This window comes from Devosia sp. (assembly GCF_034675085.1).
GTDB lineage: Bacteria > Pseudomonadota > Alphaproteobacteria > Rhizobiales > Devosiaceae > Devosia.
This window is the reverse complement of record NZ_JAUCDN010000033.1, coordinates 1-17380: the sequence shown is the minus strand read 5'-3', so window position 1 is coordinate 17380 and position 17380 is coordinate 1. Positions and strand designations below refer to the sequence as shown.

17 protein-coding genes are annotated in these 17380 nt (G+C 63.6%); 8 read left to right on the top strand and 9 right to left on the bottom strand.

Translation table 11 applies throughout. The features are described from left to right. The first annotated feature begins 198 nt into the window (after positions 1 to 198). The 3 genes from rnr (at position 199) to rpmG (ending at position 3186) form a co-directional block, all read left to right on the top strand. Positions 199 to 2526, top strand: a complete 2328-nt coding sequence (rnr, locus tag VDP82_RS03925) for a ribonuclease R (protein ID WP_416347073.1) — start codon at positions 199 to 201, stop codon at positions 2524 to 2526. 3 nt (positions 2527 to 2529) lie between these two features. Further along, entirely contained in the window at positions 2530 to 2925 is a 396-nt protein-coding gene (locus VDP82_RS03920; protein WP_323013533.1) for a DUF983 domain-containing protein, read from the top strand. Positions 2926 to 3018: 93 nt separating this feature from the next. After that, positions 3019 to 3186 carry a 50S ribosomal protein L33 gene (gene rpmG, locus VDP82_RS03915; RefSeq protein WP_236897938.1) on the top strand — a complete coding sequence of 56 codons (168 nt, stop codon included), beginning with the start codon at positions 3019 to 3021 and terminating at the stop codon, positions 3184 to 3186. Between the two features lie 498 nt (positions 3187 to 3684). Here rpmG and VDP82_RS03910 read toward each other — a convergent pair whose 3' ends face one another. Both VDP82_RS03910 and VDP82_RS03905 read right to left on the bottom strand, forming a co-directional pair. Next, the gene (locus VDP82_RS03910) at positions 3685 to 5055 is read right to left on the bottom strand and encodes a PleD family two-component system response regulator (protein WP_323013532.1); all 1371 of its coding nucleotides are present in this window, start codon (positions 5053 to 5055) and stop codon (positions 3685 to 3687) included. Between the two features lie 84 nt (positions 5056 to 5139). Beyond that, entirely contained in the window at positions 5140 to 5511 is a 372-nt protein-coding gene (locus tag VDP82_RS03905) for a response regulator (RefSeq protein ID WP_323013531.1), read from the bottom strand. A 99-nt stretch (positions 5512 to 5610) separates the two neighbouring features. Between VDP82_RS03905 and VDP82_RS03900 the strand changes: the two genes are divergently transcribed. The 5 genes from VDP82_RS03900 to VDP82_RS03880 all read left to right on the top strand — a co-directional run bounded on the left by VDP82_RS03900 (position 5611) and on the right by VDP82_RS03880 (position 9584). Next, positions 5611 to 5889 carry a DUF3572 family protein gene (locus VDP82_RS03900; RefSeq protein ID WP_323013530.1) on the top strand — a complete coding sequence of 93 codons (279 nt, stop codon included), beginning with the start codon at positions 5611 to 5613 and terminating at the stop codon, positions 5887 to 5889. A 3-nt stretch (positions 5890 to 5892) separates the two neighbouring features. Further along, positions 5893 to 7218 carry a DNA polymerase IV gene (locus tag VDP82_RS03895; protein WP_323013529.1) on the top strand — a complete coding sequence of 442 codons (1326 nt, stop codon included), beginning with the start codon at positions 5893 to 5895 and terminating at the stop codon, positions 7216 to 7218. Then, on the top strand, positions 7215 to 7673 hold the full coding sequence (locus VDP82_RS03890) for a RidA family protein (RefSeq protein WP_323013528.1): 459 nt from the start codon (positions 7215 to 7217) through the stop codon (positions 7671 to 7673). Before VDP82_RS03895 ends, VDP82_RS03890 begins: the two co-directional genes overlap by 4 nt. 96 nt (positions 7674 to 7769) lie before the next feature. Next, positions 7770 to 8948, top strand: a complete 1179-nt coding sequence (locus VDP82_RS03885; RefSeq protein ID WP_323013527.1) for a GNAT family N-acetyltransferase — start codon at positions 7770 to 7772, stop codon at positions 8946 to 8948. 219 nt (positions 8949 to 9167) lie between these two features. Then, entirely contained in the window at positions 9168 to 9584 is a 417-nt protein-coding gene (locus VDP82_RS03880; RefSeq protein WP_323013526.1) for an HIT family protein, read from the top strand. Between the two features lie 15 nt (positions 9585 to 9599). On the opposite strand, the gene VDP82_RS03875 is transcribed toward VDP82_RS03880, so the two are convergent. From VDP82_RS03875 to nuoN, 7 genes are all read right to left on the bottom strand, one after another. Beyond that, a complete protein-coding gene (locus VDP82_RS03875; RefSeq protein ID WP_323013525.1) occupies positions 9600 to 10286 on the bottom strand; it encodes an ABC transporter ATP-binding protein in 687 nt (228 codons plus the stop codon). Next, entirely contained in the window at positions 10279 to 11541 is a 1263-nt protein-coding gene (locus VDP82_RS03870) for an ABC transporter permease (RefSeq protein ID WP_323013534.1), read from the bottom strand. Before VDP82_RS03870 ends, VDP82_RS03875 begins: the two co-directional genes overlap by 8 nt. Positions 11542 to 11645: 104 nt before the next feature. Then, positions 11646 to 12995 carry a proline--tRNA ligase gene (gene proS / locus VDP82_RS03865; protein ID WP_323013524.1) on the bottom strand — a complete coding sequence of 450 codons (1350 nt, stop codon included), beginning with the start codon at positions 12993 to 12995 and terminating at the stop codon, positions 11646 to 11648. Between the two features lie 369 nt (positions 12996 to 13364). Then, the gene (locus VDP82_RS03860; protein WP_323013523.1) at positions 13365 to 13613 is read right to left on the bottom strand and encodes a DUF1467 family protein; all 249 of its coding nucleotides are present in this window, start codon (positions 13611 to 13613) and stop codon (positions 13365 to 13367) included. A gap of 121 nt (positions 13614 to 13734) precedes the next feature. Continuing rightward, positions 13735 to 15408, bottom strand: coding sequence for a ribonuclease J (locus VDP82_RS03855; RefSeq protein ID WP_323013522.1), 1674 nt, complete (start codon positions 15406 to 15408; stop codon positions 13735 to 13737). 71 nt (positions 15409 to 15479) lie between these two features. Beyond that, the gene (locus VDP82_RS03850; RefSeq protein ID WP_323013521.1) at positions 15480 to 16310 is read right to left on the bottom strand and encodes a biotin--[acetyl-CoA-carboxylase] ligase; all 831 of its coding nucleotides are present in this window, start codon (positions 16308 to 16310) and stop codon (positions 15480 to 15482) included. Next, positions 16311 to 17380, bottom strand: a 1070-nt coding sequence (nuoN, locus tag VDP82_RS03845; RefSeq protein ID WP_323013520.1) for an NADH-quinone oxidoreductase subunit NuoN, incomplete at its 5' end; no start/stop codon positions are given.

Below are 17380 nucleotides of genomic sequence, written 5' to 3'. Positions count from 1 at the left end.
GTCCCCGCCGCAAGGGCTTTCGCCCCACAATCACCCCCACCGTCCTCCCCCTCAAGGGGGAGGTGTCCTTCTGTGGCTGGGGCACCATTGTGTCAAAAGCACCGGATTTCACCTCCCCCTTGACGGGGGAGGCCGGGAGGGGGTGTCGAGAGCCCCGCTATCGGGACAGGTCACGCCACGCCCCCGCCCTTTTGCCAAATCCCGCCTCATCCCCTACATATCGGGCAACTCCAACGAAATCGTCTTAGGGCCAAACCCACAAACGCGAAAAACACGTCCGGCCCCCGCCGCGCGCGCCAGCCGCGCGCCGCCGAGCTTCCCAGCAAGGAACAGGTGCTCGAAGCCCTGGCCCAGCAGTCCGATGTCAAGGGCAAGCGCGATCTGGCCAAGATCTTCGGCATTCGCGGCGACATGCGCCGCCCCTTCAAGGCCCTGCTGGCCGAATTGGAGGGCGATGGCGTCATCGCCCGCACCCGCAAGAGCCTGCGCCGCACCGCGGCCCTGCCCCATGTCACCGTGCTCGACATCCCCGCCGATGCCGACCCCGACGATCTGCACGCCTTCCCCGCCCAATGGAATGACGAAGAGGGCGAAAAGCCGCGCGTGGTGGTGCTGGGCGGGCGCGATGCCCGCGTCGTCCCCGCCCCCGGGGACCGCATCCTGGCGCGCATCGACGCCGGCACCGACGAGGTGCCACTCTATACCGCCCGGCCGATGAAGATCCTCGACAAGCCCCGGCGCGGCCATATCGGCATCGTGCGCCTGGATGAGGATGGCGCCCGCCTCATTCCCGTCGATCGCAAGCAGAAGGAAATGCGCATCCCCAAGGGCGACCTGCTCACCGCCGCCGATGGCGATCTGGTGGAAGTGGAAGTGCGCCTCTCTGGCCGCCTGATGATTCCGCGCGCCAAGGTCACGGCGGTCATCGGCAATCCGCTCTCGGAGGGCGCGGTCAGCCTCATCGCCATCCACAATCTCGATATTCCCTACCGCTTCCCCGCCGCCGTGCTGCGTGAGGCCGACGACGCCAGGGAAGCCACCCTCAAGGGCCGCGAGGACTGGCGGGCCCTGCCCCTCGTCACCATCGATCCGCCCGACGCCAAGGATCACGACGACGCCGTCCATGCCGAAGCCGACGCCGATCCGGCCAATCCGGGCGGCCACATCGTCACTGTCGCCATCGCCGATGTGGCCGCCTATGTGCGCCCCGGCACCGCGCTCGACCGTGAAGCCTATCTGCGCGGTAATTCGGTGTATTTCCCCGACCGCGTCGTGCCCATGCTGCCCGAGCGCATCTCCAATGACTTGTGCTCGCTCAAGCCCGGCGAGCCCCGCGCCGCCCTGGCCATCCGCATGGTCATCGGCGCCGATGGCGCCAAGCGCGGCCACTCCGTCCATCGCGTGCTGATGCGCTCGGCCGCCAAGCTCAGCTATCAGCAGGCCCAGGCCGCCATCGACGGCCAGCCCGACGACACCACCGGGCCCCTGCTTGAGCCGATCCTGAAACCCCTCTGGGCCGCCTATGAGGCCATGGCGGCGGCGCGCGACCGGCGCGGCCCGCTCGATCTCGACCTGCCCGAGCGCCGCATCGTGCTCGACGAGAAAGGGTTGGTGAAGGATATCCGCGTGCCCGAGCGGCTGGTGGCCCACCGGCTGATCGAGGAAATGATGATCGGCGCCAATGTCGCCGCCGCCGAATCCCTGGAACAGAAGGGCTCGGCCCTGCTCTATCGTGTGCACGACGAGCCCTCCTCCGAAAAGCTCCAGTCGCTGCGCGATTTCCTCGGCTCGCTCGACATCGCCGTCAAGAAATCCGACAGCGTCCGCGCCGCCGATTTCAATGGCGTGCTCGCCCAGGCCCGCAAGGCCGGCAATATCGAGCAGGTCAGCGAAATGGTCATGCGCAGCCAGGCCCAGGCCGAATATGCCGCCGAGAATTACGGCCATTTCGGCCTGCATCTGGCCCGCTACGCCCATTTCACCTCGCCCATCCGCCGCTATGCCGACCTCATCGTCCATCGCGCCCTGGTCGCGGCGCTGGGCCTTGGCGCCGATGGGCTCGGCGAAACCGAGGCGCTGCGCCTTTCCGGCATCGCCCAGCACATTTCGGCCACCGAGCGCCGCGCCATGCTGGCCGAGCGCGAGACCGCCGACCGTCTGCTGGCCCAGTTCCTCTCCCAGCATATAGGCGCGCGCTTCGATGGGCGCATTTCCGGCGTCACCCGGTCCGGGCTTTTCGTGCGCCTCTCCGAAACCGGGGCCGACGGCTTTATCCCCGCCTCCACCCTGGGGCGCGATTATTACCGCTATGTCGAGGAGATGCAGGCGCTGGTGGGCGAGCGCACCGGAGAAAAATTCGCCCTGGGCGACAAGGTCGAGGTGCGCCTGCTCGAAGTGGCGCCCATTGCCGGGGCCATGCGGTTCGAGATGCTCTCGGAAGGATCCTGCGTCAATCCGTCATCTTTTCGCCGCCGTTCGCACCGCGCATCTAAAACTCTCGGCCCCCGGGGCCGAAGAAAGAGGTAATCCATGCACGATCAGATCAATACCCTGGATCAACGCAGCGTTGGCCAGGCGATCTGGCGCGGGCTGATGTGCCGTTGTCCCCATTGCGGCAAGGGCAAGATGTACCGGGCCTATCTCAAGGTGGCCGATCAATGCGAGGTGTGCGGCGAAGAGCTGAACCACCACCGCGCCGACGACTTCCCCCCCTATATCGCCATCATGATCGTCGGCCATATCCTGGTCGGGGCCATGATGCACATGGACATGGTCTGGCACGTCGCGCCCGTGGTCTATTTCATCAGCATGGTGCCTCTCGCCATCATCCTGCCGCTCGTCATGCTGCCCTCCATCAAGGGTGGCATCGTCGGCATGCAATGGGCCAACCGCATGTATGGATTTGGTGCCGGCCAGCCCGGCTGATCCTGCTTGACAATCGGCGGCAAATCCGTAGGTTGCGCGCAAATTCCGGCGCCGGGCTTTTCGCGGCGCCATACCTGTTGTGAGGACTGACAAATGGCCAAGGCCGCTTCCGTCAAGATCAAGCTCGTGTCGACGGCTGATACTGGCTATTACTACGTCACCAAGAAGAACGCCCGCACCCAGACCGAGAAGCTTTCGTACAACAAGTACGATCCGGTCGCGCGCAAGCACGTCGAATTCAAGGAAGCCAAGATCAAGTAATTGGTCCTGCCCTTCGTGAGATAGCAAAAACCCCGCATTGCACATGCGGGGTTTTTTGTTACGCTAAAGCATCGGACCGAAAAGTGCGAAGCGGTTTTCGGACGACTCCGATGCAACTAAAAGAGAGAGCGCTCGATCCGATTTCATCGGATCGTTAGGCGCTCTAAAGTGCCGATTGGTGACGCGAAATGCGACGAGTGGCGGCACTCGATGCTAGCAGTCCGTTAGCCAATTGGGGCTGAATGCGAATGAAAGTGGCTGGTCCGGAGCGGCATGTCGAAGAGGCCACTCTGTCCGCATCCGGACCAACCGCCCTACGGGGCTCAGGAGTTGCGGCGGACCTGAGAAGAGCCGTAGGGAACCCTCAGCGCCCGCTTTTGCGTTCCGCGCTGTGTTGGCTGCACCCTACGGTCTGGCGTCGAAAACACAAGGCAAACCGCGCCTTTCGGCCCGGTAAACCTTTGTTAATTATAACAGATAACCTTAACGGCGCGCCCTCTATGCGGCGTCGAACACCACGCGGTTGCGCCCTTCGCGCTTGGCCCGGTACAGCGCCACGTCGGCGCGCTTAACCAGCGTCTCGGGCGTATCGGCCTCGCTTTCATGCAGCGTCACTCCCACCGAGACCGTCACCGAGATCGGCCGGCCGGCATCGACCTCGAAACTCCGCTCTGCCACCGCCTGCCGCACCCGCTCGGCCACCAGTTCGGCCTGCACCATGTCGGTGTCGGGCATCAGCACCACGAATTCCTCGCCGCCGAATCGGCAAGCAAGATCAATGCCCCGGATGTTTCTCTTCAATCGGGTTGCGAACTCTTTCAGCACCAGGTCGCCGGCGTCGTGACCATAGGTGTCGTTCACGGCCTTGAAGTGGTCGATATCCAGAATCATCAGCGCCATGTCCCGGCCCTGGCTCTGCGCCTTGCTTAGCATCACGCTCAGATGCCGGTCGAAATACCGCCGGTTGTAGAGCCCCGTCATGTCGTCGGTCACGGCCATGGCCATGGTGTTGTTGACGCTCTGGCGCAACTCCAGCGCATAGCGATGACGGCGGATTTGCGTGCGCACACGGGCAGATAGCTCGTTCCGCTCGATCGGGCGGGAAATATAATCGTTCACCCCCAAATCCAGCGCCCGCACCACGCGGGGCCGGTCGCCCTCGTCGGCCATCAGGATGATGGGCAGGTTGCGCGTATGCTCCAGTGTGCGAATCTGCGAGCACACCCGCAACGGATCGAAATCGGCGAGCGACATCGCCACCAGCGCCAATTCATATTGCATGCCAGTGACTTGCAACACCGCATCGGCCGGATGGGTCAAGATATCCACGTCATGCTCAGGCGTGAGATAACCTTGTATCCGCTCGGCATGGCGCTGATCGGTGTCGATGATGAGAATGGAGCCGCCGGCCGTATTGATCTTGTCCATGGCCCGGATGGAGTCTTCGATGGCGATCTGCTGGCCGGTGACGGCGCGGGCGCGCAATTCGTCGGTCAGCGATTTCAGCCGCACCAGGCTTTTGACGCGCGCCATCAGTTGCAGGTCGTCCACCGGCTTGGTGAGGAAATCGTCGGCTCCCGCCTCCAGCCCCTTCACCCGGTCCGATGGCTGGTCGAGGGCCGTAATCATCACTACGGGAATATGCTGGGTGCGCGGATTGGCCTTGAGCCGCCGGCACACCTCGAATCCGTCCATGTCCGGCATCATCACATCAAGAAGGATGATATCGATTTCCGAGGAATCACAAATACTTAGCGCCTGCGGACCCGACAGCGCCGTCTCCACCTCGTAATATTCCGCCATCAGCCGCACCTCCAGGAGGCGGACATTGGTGGGAATATCGTCGACGATGAGAACGCGTGCTGTCACAACCCTGCCCCAAGACTACGGGCCGGCGCGCGCAGCGGCCGGCATCAGGCGAACTGAATAGGCGGGCGGCAGCGCTGCCCGCGATCAGGCCGGTCCAATGTAGTGGGCAATAGTTTCCAGAAAGTGAGGCACCGAGATCGGTTTGCTGATGTAACCCTCGCACCCGCCTTGAAGAATCCGCTCTTCATCGCCCTTCATGGCGAAGGCGGTGACGGCGATGACGGGAATATGGGCCAGTTCCTCGTCGTCCTTGAGCCATTTGGTCACCACCAGCCCGGAAACCTCGGGCAGTTGGATATCCATCAGGATCAGATCGGGATGGTGCGCCCGCGCCAGATCCAGCGCCTCCATGCCGTTTCGGGTCTGGATGACCGAATAGCCGCGCGATTCGAGCAGGTCGTTGAAGAGCTTCATGTTGAGCTCATTGTCCTCGACGATCATCACTGTCTTGGGCATCGGTCCTTCCTTGCGCCGTTCTGGCGCTCGCGGTGCTTCGCTTTGCGGCCACCTTGAGCTAGCATGCAATCTCTTACGAAACGTCAAATGAGGCCGGTGGTGATCCGCTCCGAAAAGCCCGAACCCGCCCTGGCTTCCCTTGCTGATGCCTGTCTCGGCTATCTGGCGGAAAACCCTGAAGAATTGCTGGCTTTCATGCAGTTCGCTGGGCTCGATCCCGGCGCGCTGCGCAGCGCGGTGGGCTCTGCCTCCCTTCAGCGTGGCCTTGTCGACTACTTTGCCTCAAACGAACCGATTCTGCTCGCCCTCTGCGCCAATTCGGGCCTTTCGCCCGAACAGTTCATGCGCGTCTGGCATCGGCTCAACCCGTCGGGATAGATCATGGCACAGGACTGGCTCTGCCGGGACTGCCTTGCCCATGCCGCCGGCGTGGCCCAGGCGCCCGCGCGCTGCCCCTCCTGCGGCTCGCCGCGCCTGCGCAGCCATGAGGAACTCTTCGCCCTCACCACCGCCCATCTCGATTGCGACGCCTTCTATGCCTCGATCGAAAAGCGCGACGATCCGGCGCTGCGCGACAAGCCACTCATTGTCGGCGGTGGTGTGCGGGGCGTCGTCGCCACCTGCTGCTACATCGCCCGCCAGTCCGGCGTGCGCTCCGCCATGCCCATGTTCCAGGCCCGCAAGCTCTGCCCCGACGCGGTCATCATCAAGCCGAACATGGCCAAATATGTGAGGGTCAGCCGCCAGATTCGTCAATTGATGGAAGAGCTTACCCCGCTGGTGGAGCCGCTTTCCATTGACGAGGCCTTCCTCGATCTTTCCGGCACCCAGGCCCTGCACAAGGCCGCGCCGGCTTTGGTTCTGGCCCGCCTCGTCCACCGGGTGGAGACGGAAATCGGCGTTACCATCTCGGTGGGGCTGAGCCATAACAAATTCCTCGCCAAGATCGCCTCCGACCTCGACAAGCCGCGCGGCTTCGCCGTCATCGGCGCCGCCGAGACCCTGTCTTTCCTCGCGCCCCAGCCCATCAGCCTCATCTATGGTGTCGGCAAGGTGTTCACCGAAACCCTGCGCCGCGAGGGGCTCATCACCATCGGCCAGTTGCAGCAGGAGCCGCCGGAAAACCTCATGCGCCGCTATGGCGAAACCGGCGCCAGGCTTGCCCGCCTCGCCCGCGGGCAGGACAGCCGCCGCATTTCTCCTGATGGCGAGATGAAGACCATCTCCTCCGAGACCACCTTCAACACCGATCTTGCCAGCCTCGAAGAGCTGTCCACCGAGTTGTTGCGCGTCAGCGAGCGGCTGTCCGAGCGGCTCAAGGCCAAGAACCTGGTCGGCGACACGGTGACGCTCAAGCTCAAATCCGCCGGTTTCCGCTTGCGCACGCGCGCCCGGCATTTGATGATCCCCACGCAACTGGCCAATGTCATCTACGAGACCGGCCGGTCGCTGCTGGCGCGCGAGGCCGATGGCACCGCGTTCCGGCTGATCGGCATCGGCGTTTCCGGCATCGAGCCGGCCGATGGCGTCGACCCGGCCGATCTGCTAGAGCCTCAGGTGGCCCGCAAGGCCGCCGCCGAAAGGGCCATGGACCGCGTGCGCACCCGCTTCGGGCGCGAGGCCGTGGTCCGGGGCAAGCTGTACAGACACAAGCCGTCCCCGCCGCCGGCGGACCCGGACGAACACAATGAAGGCAAGACCAGATGACCGACCCCATCGAAAAACTCCGCGAATACGGCTACGACCTGCCCGCCGCCAAGGCGCCCGTGGCCAGCTATGTTCCCGTCACCCGGTCGGGCAATCTGCTCTTTGTTTCCGGCCAGATTTCCAGCAATGACGCCGGCGTGGTCACCGGCCTGCTGGGCGACACCATGAATGTGGTGCAGGGCGCCAACGCCGCCGAGCTCTCGGCCGTCAATGTCCTCGCCCAGATCGTGCATAATGGCGGCGTCAAGCTGGGCGACATCAAGCGTATCCTCAAGGTTACGGTTCTCGTCGCCTCCACGCCCGATTTCACCGAGCATCACCTGGTCGCCAATGGCTGCTCCAACCTGCTGGTGAGCGTGCTGGGCGACAAGGGCAAGCATGCCCGCGCCGCCTTCGGCGTGGCCGCCCTGCCCTTCGGCGCCGCCGTCGAGATCGAGGCCATCGTCGAAGTCTGATCTGCGCCGGGGAGAGGCGAGCCGCCTTTCCCCTTACATCGGCAGACGAACCGTCCTATCTCTAGGCGACACACCCTCCACGCCGCCGGAACCGCCTTGGCAGATCGAACGCCCCTTCGCGCCACCATTTATCCCAGCACCGCCGCCATCGCGCCGGCGGTATGGAACAGTCTCACGCCATCCACCCATGGCATCACCGACAACCCCTTCCTCGATCACGCCTTTTTCCTCGCGCTCGAAGCCTCTGGCTGTGCCACCGCCCAGACCGGCTGGCAGCCTCAGCACATCCTCGTCACCGATGAGAGCGACCGCCCGCTCGGCCTGATGCCGCTTTTCCTCAAATCCCATTCCATGGGCGAATATGTCTTCGATCAGGGCTGGGCCAATGCTCTGGAGCGCGCCGGCGGCAGCTATTATCCCAAGCTGCAATGCTCGGTGCCCTTCACGCCGGTCACCGCGCCCAAGCTGTTGGTGCCCGGCCGTGATCCAGCCATCGAAGCGGCGCTCCTTGAAACCGCCCAGCAACTGGCCCTCCAGCGTCAAGCCTCCTCCGTCCACGCCACCTTCGCGCCGTCCGACGAGGCCGAACGTATCGAAAGCCGGGGCTGGCTCAAGCGCATCGACACCCAGTTTCACTGGCATAATCAGGGTTTTGACAGCTTCGAGGCGTTCCTCGATACCCTTTCGTCGCGCAAGCGTAAGACCATCCGCCGCGAGCGCCGCGACGCATTGGCCGATGGGCTCACCGTCAAATGGTTGAGCGGCGCCGATCTGCGCGAGGAGCATTGGGACGCCTTCTATGATTTTTACGAGGATACCGGCGCGCGCAAATGGGGCCGGCCCTATCTCAACCGCGAATTCTTCTCGCGCCTCAACGCCACCATGGCTGACCGCATCGTGCTGATGCTCGCCTATGATGGACGGCAAGCCATTGCCGGCGCTATCAATTTTCGCGGGAAGGACCGTCTTTACGGCCGCAATTGGGGCTGCATCCGCGACGTGCCGTTTCTGCATTTCGAGCTCTGCTACTACCAGGCCATCGACTACGCCATCGCGCACAAGCTCGCCGTGGTCGAAGCCGGGGCGCAGGGCGAACACAAGCTCGCGCGCGGCTACGCACCGGCCACGACCACCTCGCTGCATTGGATCGCCCATCCCGGCCTGCACGACGCCGTGGCCGACTATCTCGAGGAAGAACGGGCAGCGGTAGAAAGCAATCAGGATATGCTGGAAGACTTCACCCCTTTCCGCCGGGGCGAGCGCACGGATCATTAAGCCGTTTCGTTTTTGATCGAAGCCCTCCCAGCCACCATGTCATTCCGGCGCAGGCCGAAATCCATGTCCGCATGTCACCCCACACTCTGGTGCAAGGGGAGAGCCTTCAGCGGGGCTTCCGGCCTGCGCCGGAATGACATTGCGGAAGGGGATAGGCCGCCCGGCCCCCAATGGTCTAGGCTCCAGGACAGCGATTCATCCGAACCCAGCGGGAGCCCCATGAGCTACGATCCGTCCAACATCTTCGGCAAGATTCTGCGCGGCGAGCTTCCCGCCCACAAGGTGTATGAAGACGAGACCGCATTGGTGATGATGGATATTTTCCCCCAGTCGCGCGGGCATACGCTCATCATTCCGCGAGCGCCCTCGCGTAACCTGCTCGATGCAGACCCGGCAGCGCTTGCAGGCGTCATGCCGTTGGTCCAGCGTGTTGCCAGGGCCGCCAAGGCCGCCACCGGCGCCGACGGCATCCGCCTGGCCCAGTTCAACGAGGCACCGGCCGGGCAGACGGTGTTCCACCTGCATTTCCATGTCATTCCGGTCTATGAAGGTGTGCCACTTGCCGCCCATGCGGGTGGCAAGGCCGACGACGCCGACCTGTCCGAACTGGCAAAAGCCATCGCCGCCGCGCTCTGAACCCGGGACGGTCGATCACAATTGGTGATCGACCACCAATCCGTTTTTCAGCGTCACGATGCGGTCCGCCCGCCGCGCCAGATCGTGATTATGGGTGGCGATCAGCGCCGCCGCCCCTTCGTCCTTGATCAGGCTGGCCAGCGCATTAAAGACGATGTCGCTGGTTTCGGGGTCGAGATTGCCCGTCGGCTCGTCGGCCAGGATCACCCGCGGGTGATTGGCGGCGGCGCGGGCAATGGCGATACGCTGTTGCTCGCCGCCCGATAGCTCGGCCGGTCTGTGGCTGGCGCGCGGCGCCACTCCCAGCAAGTCAAGCAACTCCATCGAGCGCTTTTCGGCCTCGGCCGGCGTCCGGCCTGCGATCAATTGCGGCATGGAAACATTTTCCAGCGCGGTGAATTCGGGCAGCAAATGATGGAACTGATAGACATAGCCCACCGTCGAGCGGCGCAGCTGCGTCCGCCCCCTGTCGCCCAGCCGGCTGGTCTTGATGCCCATGAGTTCCACTTCGCCGCCCTGCGGGCTTTCCAGCAGCCCGCATAGGTGCAGCAAGGTCGATTTGCCGGCCCCTGAAGGGGCCACCAGCGCCACCAGCTCACCACTGTGGACGGTGAGGCTCGCCGCCTCCAACACGCGCACCAAGCGCTCGCCTTCGCCATAGTGGCGATGGACGTCGCTCAGGATCAGATGCGGCTTACTCATAGCGCAGCGCCTCTACCGGATCATACTGAGCCGCTCGCCACGCCGGATAGATGGTGGCCAGAAAACTCAGGCACAGCGCCAGCCCCACCACCACGGCCACCTCCATCGGATCGGTCTTGGAAGGGAGCGAGGAAAGGAAGAACACTTCCGGCGGAAAGATCGCCACACCAAGCGTATTAGACAGAAAGGCCCGCAGCGGCTCGGCATTGGCGGCGATGACCAGTCCCAGCACCAGCCCGCTCAGCGTTCCCACCACCCCGATGGTGGTGCCGGTGATCGAAAAGATGCGCATGATGGCGCCGCGCGTCGCCCCCATGGTGCGCAGGATGGCGATGTCTGAACTCTTGTCCTTCACCAGCATGATCAGGCTGGCGATGATGTTGAATGCCGCCACCAGGATAATCATGGACAGGATGGTGAACATCACCACCCGCTCCACCTGCAGGGCGGAGAAGAAGGTTTCGTTGCGCTGCTGCCAGTCGGTCAGGATCAGCGGCCGCGCATCGCTGTCGGCCTGAAGCCGGTTGCGCATGGTGACGATGTCGTCGGGATTGTCGATGAAGATTTCCGCCGCCGTCACCCGGTCGATCCGCTCATAGGCGGCGTCGATCTCTTCATCGCTGGCCAGGGGGTCGAGCGGCCCCATGCCGGGCTTGAGCACCTCGTCATAGAGCTTGAAATAATCCTGAGCCGCCTCCAGCGGCATATAGAGGAACAAGCTGTCGAACTCGACCATGCCGAGATTGAAGATGACATTGACCGGATAGGAGCGGATCTGCGGCGTCGGCCCGAAAGGCGTCATCGCCCCATCGGGATTGATGAGCTGGATCTTGTCGCCCAGCGACAGGCCGAGCGCCTGCGCCAGCCGGTAGCCGATGGCAACGCCCTGGCTGCCGTCCCAGCCATCCCAGCCGCCCTGCTCCGCCGCATCATGCAGCAGCTTGAGCTTGGCGATATTCTCCGCATCCATGCCGCGTACGCTGACGCCGGTGGAATTACCCTTGCCCGTCGCCAGCACCTGCCCTTCGACGAAATAAACGGCGAAGCTCACCCCATCCACCTGCTCCAGCGCGGCGATGGTCTGCTTGTAGTCGGTGAACTCGCGCTCGATGGGATAGGCGGTGAAATGTCCGTTGAGGCCAAGGATCTTGGTCAGAAGCTCAGCGCGGAATCCGTTCATCACCGACATGACCACGATCAGCGTCGCCACCCCGATCGCCACCCCCACCATGGTGAGGCTGGCGATCCCCGCGATGACCGCCTCCTTGCGCCGGGCGCGCCGTTAGCGCCCCGCGATCATCCATTCGAAGCGCGAAAAGGCGCGCGTCCCCTTTCCATGCAGTGGCGGCGCCGTATCGCTCAAATGTCGATATTCCTTTGCGGTTCGATCAGCGCCTTGAGGCGCGCCACGGCATCGGCCAGCGGCAGGGTTTCGCGCTCGCCGCTCTTGCGGTGCTTGATTTCGGCCTCGCCCGCCTTGAGCCCGCGCGGGCCGAGGATGATCTGGTAGGGAATGCCGATCAGGTCGGCGGTGGCGAATTTGGCCCCGGCCGGCTGGTCGCGGTCGTCATAGAGCATGTCGAGCCCGGCGGCGGTCAGCTCGTCATGGAGCTTGTCGCAGGCGGCATCGCACTCGGCGTCGCCCGCCTTGAGATTGATGAGAACGGCCTCGAAGGGCGCGACGGAAACCGGCCAGACGATGCCGTTTTCGTCGTGGCTGGCCTCGATGATGGCCGGCACCACCCGGGTGAGCCCGATGCCGTAAGATCCCATATGCACGGTGACTTCCTTGCCGTCCGGCCCGGTGACGCTGGCCTTCATCGGTTCGGAATACTTGGTGCCGAAGTAAAAAATATGGCCGACTTCGATGCCGCGCGCCGAAACGCGCTTGTCTTCGGGCACCGCCGCCTCATAGGCGGCGTGATCGACCATTTCCTCGGTCGCCGCGTAAAGCGAGGTCCAATCGTCGACGATGGGCTTGAGATCGCCTCGGAAGTCGGTGTCGCGGGCGGGAATAGGCTTGTCGAGCAGGTCGCGGTGGCAGAACACCGCGCTTTCCCCGGTCTCGGCGAGAATGATGAATTCATGGCTGAGATCGCCGCCGATGGGGCCGGTATCGGCACGCATCGGAATGGCCGTCAGCCCCATGCGCGCATAGGTGCGCAGATAGGCCACGAACATGCGCTCATAGGCGGCGACGGCCTGCTCCTTGTCCAGATCGAAGGAATAGGCATCCTTCATCAGGAATTCGCGGCTGCGCATGGTGCCAAAGCGCGGACGCACCTCGTCGCGGAACTTCCACTGGATATGGTAGAGATTGAGCGGCAGATCCTTGTAGGACTTCACATAGGCCCGGAAGATGTCGGTAATCATCTCCTCATTGGTGGGGCCATAGAGGAATTCGCGCTCGTGCCGGTCCTCGATGCGCAGCATTTCCTTGCCATAGGCGTCATAGCGCCCCGACTCGCGCCAGAGCTCGGCCGACTGGATGGTAGGCATCAGCAATTCGACAGCGCCGGAGCGATTCTGCTCTTCCTCGATGATGCGCTGCACCTTCATCAGCACCTTGTAGCCAAGGGGGAGCCAGGAATAGAGCCCCGAGGCCTGCTGGCGGATCATCCCCGCACGCAGCATCAGGCGGTGCGAGACGATCTCCGCTTCCTTGGGAACGTCGCGCAGCACCGGCAGGAAATAGCGAGACAGGCGCATGTGAACTCCCGAAAACGTCCGTCGACTCAAGGCTTTTCTAGATGCCCACTCAAATCCTACTCGTCTATCCGATGCAAGCATGGAAGCCATGCAGAATCTGCGTGACAGGCCCGATTCTTGTTGTTAGGGTCACGCGCAATAAGACAAAGGCGGTTCAAACCGCTGGACGTCGACAACGTCAAGGGAGGAGCGTTGGCAGCCGCTTCACTAGCGTGCCTAAGACCAGCGTATTGTCGGACAAACTTATTTCAGCGGGGCCTTCGTGCCCCGCTTTTTTATTGTCGCTTCCCTATGCCGGCAAAATATAACCGATTTAAGACAGCTCTTTGGCTCGACGCTTTAGCTTGCGGCCTATCCGGCTTTTCCCACTCAGCGGTTCCAGTAATAATGCAGCGTTTCGTTGCTGGCGCCCCACAGCAGCAGGGCCGTGGCGATGATGGCGACCAATGTGGCGATCAGGAACTTGAACAGCAGCCGCGGCACCACTGGCGCGCCCGGTTCGGTGCCGGCAACCACATCCCCCGCCTCGGCCTGGCTGCGATTGCCCATGGAAATGATTGGCACCAGGCAGAGCCACCAGACGATGAAGAAAACGGCGATGAAAGAGCCGATCTGCATGGGTAATTCTCCTGGGTGAGAGGCTGGTGGGGGCCGCCCGGCAAAAAGCGGCACCCTCAACACATAATCCCGTCGCGCCCGCAGGGAAAGCGCGCGCTCCCGTTTCCTATTGCCGCAGCTCCTAAACGCGGTGGACGAACACCGAGACATTGGGCTTGCGGCCCCAATAGGCGTTGACCTCGTTACGGATACCCTTGAACAGAGCCGAATTGAGCACTTCGGTATCGCCGCGCCGCTTGTTCGGCATGGAGCGGATGATGCCCTTGACCGTGTTCTCGATGAGTTCGCTGAGCGATTCATCCTCGGTTTCGGGCAGCCCCTCGACCACAAGATCAGGGCCGGAGACCACTTGCCCGCCGCCATTGACGCACAGGCTCACCACCACATGGCCGCCAAAGGACAGACGGCGCCGCCCCTTCACCCCCGATTCCTCGGGTGTGCACAGCACCAGCCCGTCGAGGTAAAGCTCGCCGGTGCGCACTTCGGCCGGGAAGGTCATCGGCTCGGGGAAAAGCCGCACCATGTCGCCATTGCGCGCCTCGCACACATTGGCGATGCCGGCATCCCGCCCGAGTTGGGCATGGGCTTCCAGATGCATGGCCTCGCCATGCACGGGCACCAGGACGTCGGGTTTGAGCCAGCCATAGAGCTTGCGCAATTCTTCCCGGCGCGGATGGCCCGTGACATGCACCAGCCCGTCATCGCGGGTAATCACCTCGATACCCTTGTCGATCAGGCGGTTCTGGATGTCGTTGACTTCCCGCTCATTGCCGGGAATGGCCCAGGACGAGAAGATCATGCGATCACCGGCGTTGAGATCGATGACCGGGTGCTCGCCCCGCGCGATGCGGGCGATGGCCGCGCGAGCCTCGCCCTGGCTGCCGGTGCAGATCAGCACGATCTTGTTGCGGGCGATGCTGCCATAGGCGTCCTGGTCGAGCAGCGGCGGCAGGCCTTCGAGCATGCCCTGCTCGCGGGCAATCCCCATGATGCGATGGAGGGACCGACCGGACATCACCACCTGCCGCCCGGCCTTGTCGGCGGCACGGATGATGGAAATCACCCGCCCTACATTGGAGGCGAAGGTGGTGACGGCCACGCGGTGCGGCGCTTCGGCAATCAGCTTGGTCAGCGTTTCGGCGACATCCGCCTCGCTGGGACTCTCGCCATCCTTGAGCGCATTGGTGGAATCGCAAACCAAGGCCAGCGGCGTCGAGCGGTCCTCGCCGATCTTTTGCAGCCGGGCCACGTCGGTGGGTGCATTGCCCACCGGAGTGGGGTCGAGCTTCCAGTCGCCGGTATGCAGCACGCGCGCGGCGGGCGTCGAAATCAGCAGCGCATTGGCTTCTGGAATCGAGTGCGCCACATTGATGGCTTCGATGGTGAAGGGCCCGACCGAAAAGGGCTGTCCCGGCCGCATGATGGTCACATCGACATTGTCGATAATGCCGTCCCCTGCTCGCTTGGCGGCCAGCATGGCGGCGGTGAAGGGCGTGCAGAACACCGGCTTGTCAAACACCGGCCAGAGGTCGAGCACCGCCCCGTAATGGTCTTCGTGGCTGTGGGTGAGGATCAGCGCCAGCACATCGTCGGCATGTTCCTCCAGAAATTCGGGGTTGGGCATGATGAGTTCGATGCCCGGCAGGTCCGGCCCGCCGAAGCTGACGCCGCAGTCCACCACGATCCACTTGCGCGAACGCTCGGGACCGAAGCCGTAGGCGCCCATATTCATGCCGATTTCGCCCACGCCGCCGAGCGGCACAAAGACGAGTTCATCCCTTTGGTTTTTAGCCATGGGTCGATTTATCCTTTCTCGCGCAACGCCGGGCGATCTTTGGTCGCCGGTCGCCTGCGCAATTGTTGCGGTCAGCTTCGGGCGCTGGCCGTTGCCCCAAAATGGACGTCGCCCGCCGTGATGGCGATGCGACGATTGTCGTCGGCGCGCACGATCAGCCGGCCCGCCGCGTCGATAGTTTCAAATATGCCGCGCACCACCTGGCCATCCTGCTGCACAGCAACCGGAGCGCCGATGCCGGCGGCAGAACCGCGCCAGAGGCCGAGCACGTCGCTGACGCCGCGCCCCTCATCCCATAGCCCGAAGGCTTCCACCCAGGCATCGCTGAGCGCCGCGAACACATCGCCCGCCATGCGCTGCACTCCCAGTTCGGCAAGGCTGGTGGCCGGATAAGGCAGGCCTTGGGGCGCCGCCACCGCATTGACGCCGAAACCGAGCACGATGGCCTGCCGTCCATCCGACAAACGGGTCGCTTCGAGCAGGATACCGGCGAGCTTGGCACCGTCCGCCAGCACGTCATTGGGCCATTTGAGCGCGATGCGCCCGCCACCATCGGCCGCATCTGCCCCATCGATGCCGATCTTGACCAGCCCTGAGGGCAGGATGGAGGCCAGTGCCCGATTGAGCGCCACGCCGGCGACAAAGCCCAGCGTCGCGGTGACCGTAGGATCGGCTTCGGGCACGATCAGCAGGCTGGCGGCAAGATTGCCATGAGGGCTTTCCCAAGGGCGACCGCGCCGCCCCCGCCCCGCCGTCTGTTGCAGCGCGGCAAACCAGATGCCGCCGGGATCGCCGGCGGCAGCGGCGGACAAGGCCTCAGCATTGGTCGAGCCGATGACATCGAAGACGCGCAGCCTGTATCCGGCCGCGCGCGCCTTGGGCCCAAGCCCGAGATCGGTCACCTAGAGCAGGCTTCCGGCGGCGATCCGGGCGAAATCCGCCAGGGGGCCACCGAAGACGAAGTAGTAGGCCAGCACGAAAATGCCGCTCAGCGCCATGATGATGTTGAGCTCGTTCGGCACGGCTTCGAAGGTGGAGACCGGCTCGTCGAAATACATGATCTTGACGATGCGGAGATAATAGAAAGCGCTGACGGCCGAGGCCAGAACGCCGATCACCGCCAGGATATAGAGATGCGCATCGATGGCTGCAAGGAAGACATGCCATTTCGCGAAGAACCCGGCCAGCGGCGGCATGCCGATCAGCGAGAACAGCAGCACGGCCATGATGGCGGCAACGAAGGGCCGCCCCTGGGCTGCGCCGGCCAGATCCTCGATGTTTTCCGCATAGCCCTTTTCGGTGCGGAAGGCGAGCAGGCAGGCAAACAGCCCCAGCGTCATCACCACATAGATGGCCATGTAGATCGCCACGCCTTCCGCCCCGCCGGCGGTCGCCGAGGACAGGCCGACCAGGGCAAAGCCGACATGGCCAATGGAAGAATAGGCGATGAAGCGCTTGAGTGAGCGTTGGCCGATGGCCGCAAAGGAGGCGAGAACCATGGAGGCGATGGACAGGAAGATGAGGATCTGCTGCCAGTCGTGGCTGATGTCCTGGAAGGTGTTCATGACCAGCCGGATCAGCAGCGCCATGGCCGCGACCTTGGGCGCGGTGGCAAAGAACGCCGCAACGGCGGTTGGCGCCCCCTCATAGACGTCCGGCGTCCACATATGGAACGGCACGGCCGAAATCTTGAAGGCAACGCCCGCCAGCAGGAACACCACGCCGAAGATCAGGCCGATGGACCGCCCTTCGCTGGCGATCGCCACGACGATTTCCGAAAGATTGGTATGGCCGGTAAAGCCATAGATCAGCGAAGCGCCATAAAGCAGCAGGCCCGAGCTGAGCGCGCCGAGCACGAAATATTTCAGGCCCGCCTCGGTCGAGCGCCCGTCGTCGCGCTTGAAGGACGCCAGCACGTAGAGCGCCAGCGACTGCAATTCCAGCCCGACATAAAGGCTCATCAGGTCATTGG

Excerpts from the sequence above, each read along its gene's own strand:
- VDP82_RS03875 (WP_323013525.1), bottom strand. The coding sequence starts at position 10,286 with ATGAGTAAGCCGCATCTGATCCTGAGCGACGTCCATCGCCACTATGGC.
- proS (WP_323013524.1), bottom strand. The coding sequence starts at position 12,995 with ATGCGCCTGTCTCGCTATTTCCTGCCGGTGCTGCGCGACGTTCCCAAG.
- VDP82_RS03860 (WP_323013523.1), bottom strand. The coding sequence starts at position 13,613 with ATGCAGATCGGCTCTTTCATCGCCGTTTTCTTCATCGTCTGGTGGCTC.
- VDP82_RS03895 (WP_323013529.1), top strand. The coding sequence starts at position 5,893 with ATGGCACAGGACTGGCTCTGCCGGGACTGCCTTGCCCATGCCGCCGGC.
- VDP82_RS03890 (WP_323013528.1), top strand. The coding sequence starts at position 7,215 with ATGACCGACCCCATCGAAAAACTCCGCGAATACGGCTACGACCTGCCC.
- VDP82_RS03855 (WP_323013522.1), bottom strand. The coding sequence starts at position 15,408 with ATGGCTAAAAACCAAAGGGATGAACTCGTCTTTGTGCCGCTCGGCGGC.
- rpmG (WP_236897938.1), top strand. The coding sequence starts at position 3,019 with ATGGCCAAGGCCGCTTCCGTCAAGATCAAGCTCGTGTCGACGGCTGAT.
- VDP82_RS03920 (WP_323013533.1), top strand. The coding sequence starts at position 2,530 with ATGCACGATCAGATCAATACCCTGGATCAACGCAGCGTTGGCCAGGCG.
- VDP82_RS03905 (WP_323013531.1), bottom strand. The coding sequence starts at position 5,511 with ATGCCCAAGACAGTGATGATCGTCGAGGACAATGAGCTCAACATGAAG.
- VDP82_RS03880 (WP_323013526.1), top strand. The coding sequence starts at position 9,168 with ATGAGCTACGATCCGTCCAACATCTTCGGCAAGATTCTGCGCGGCGAG.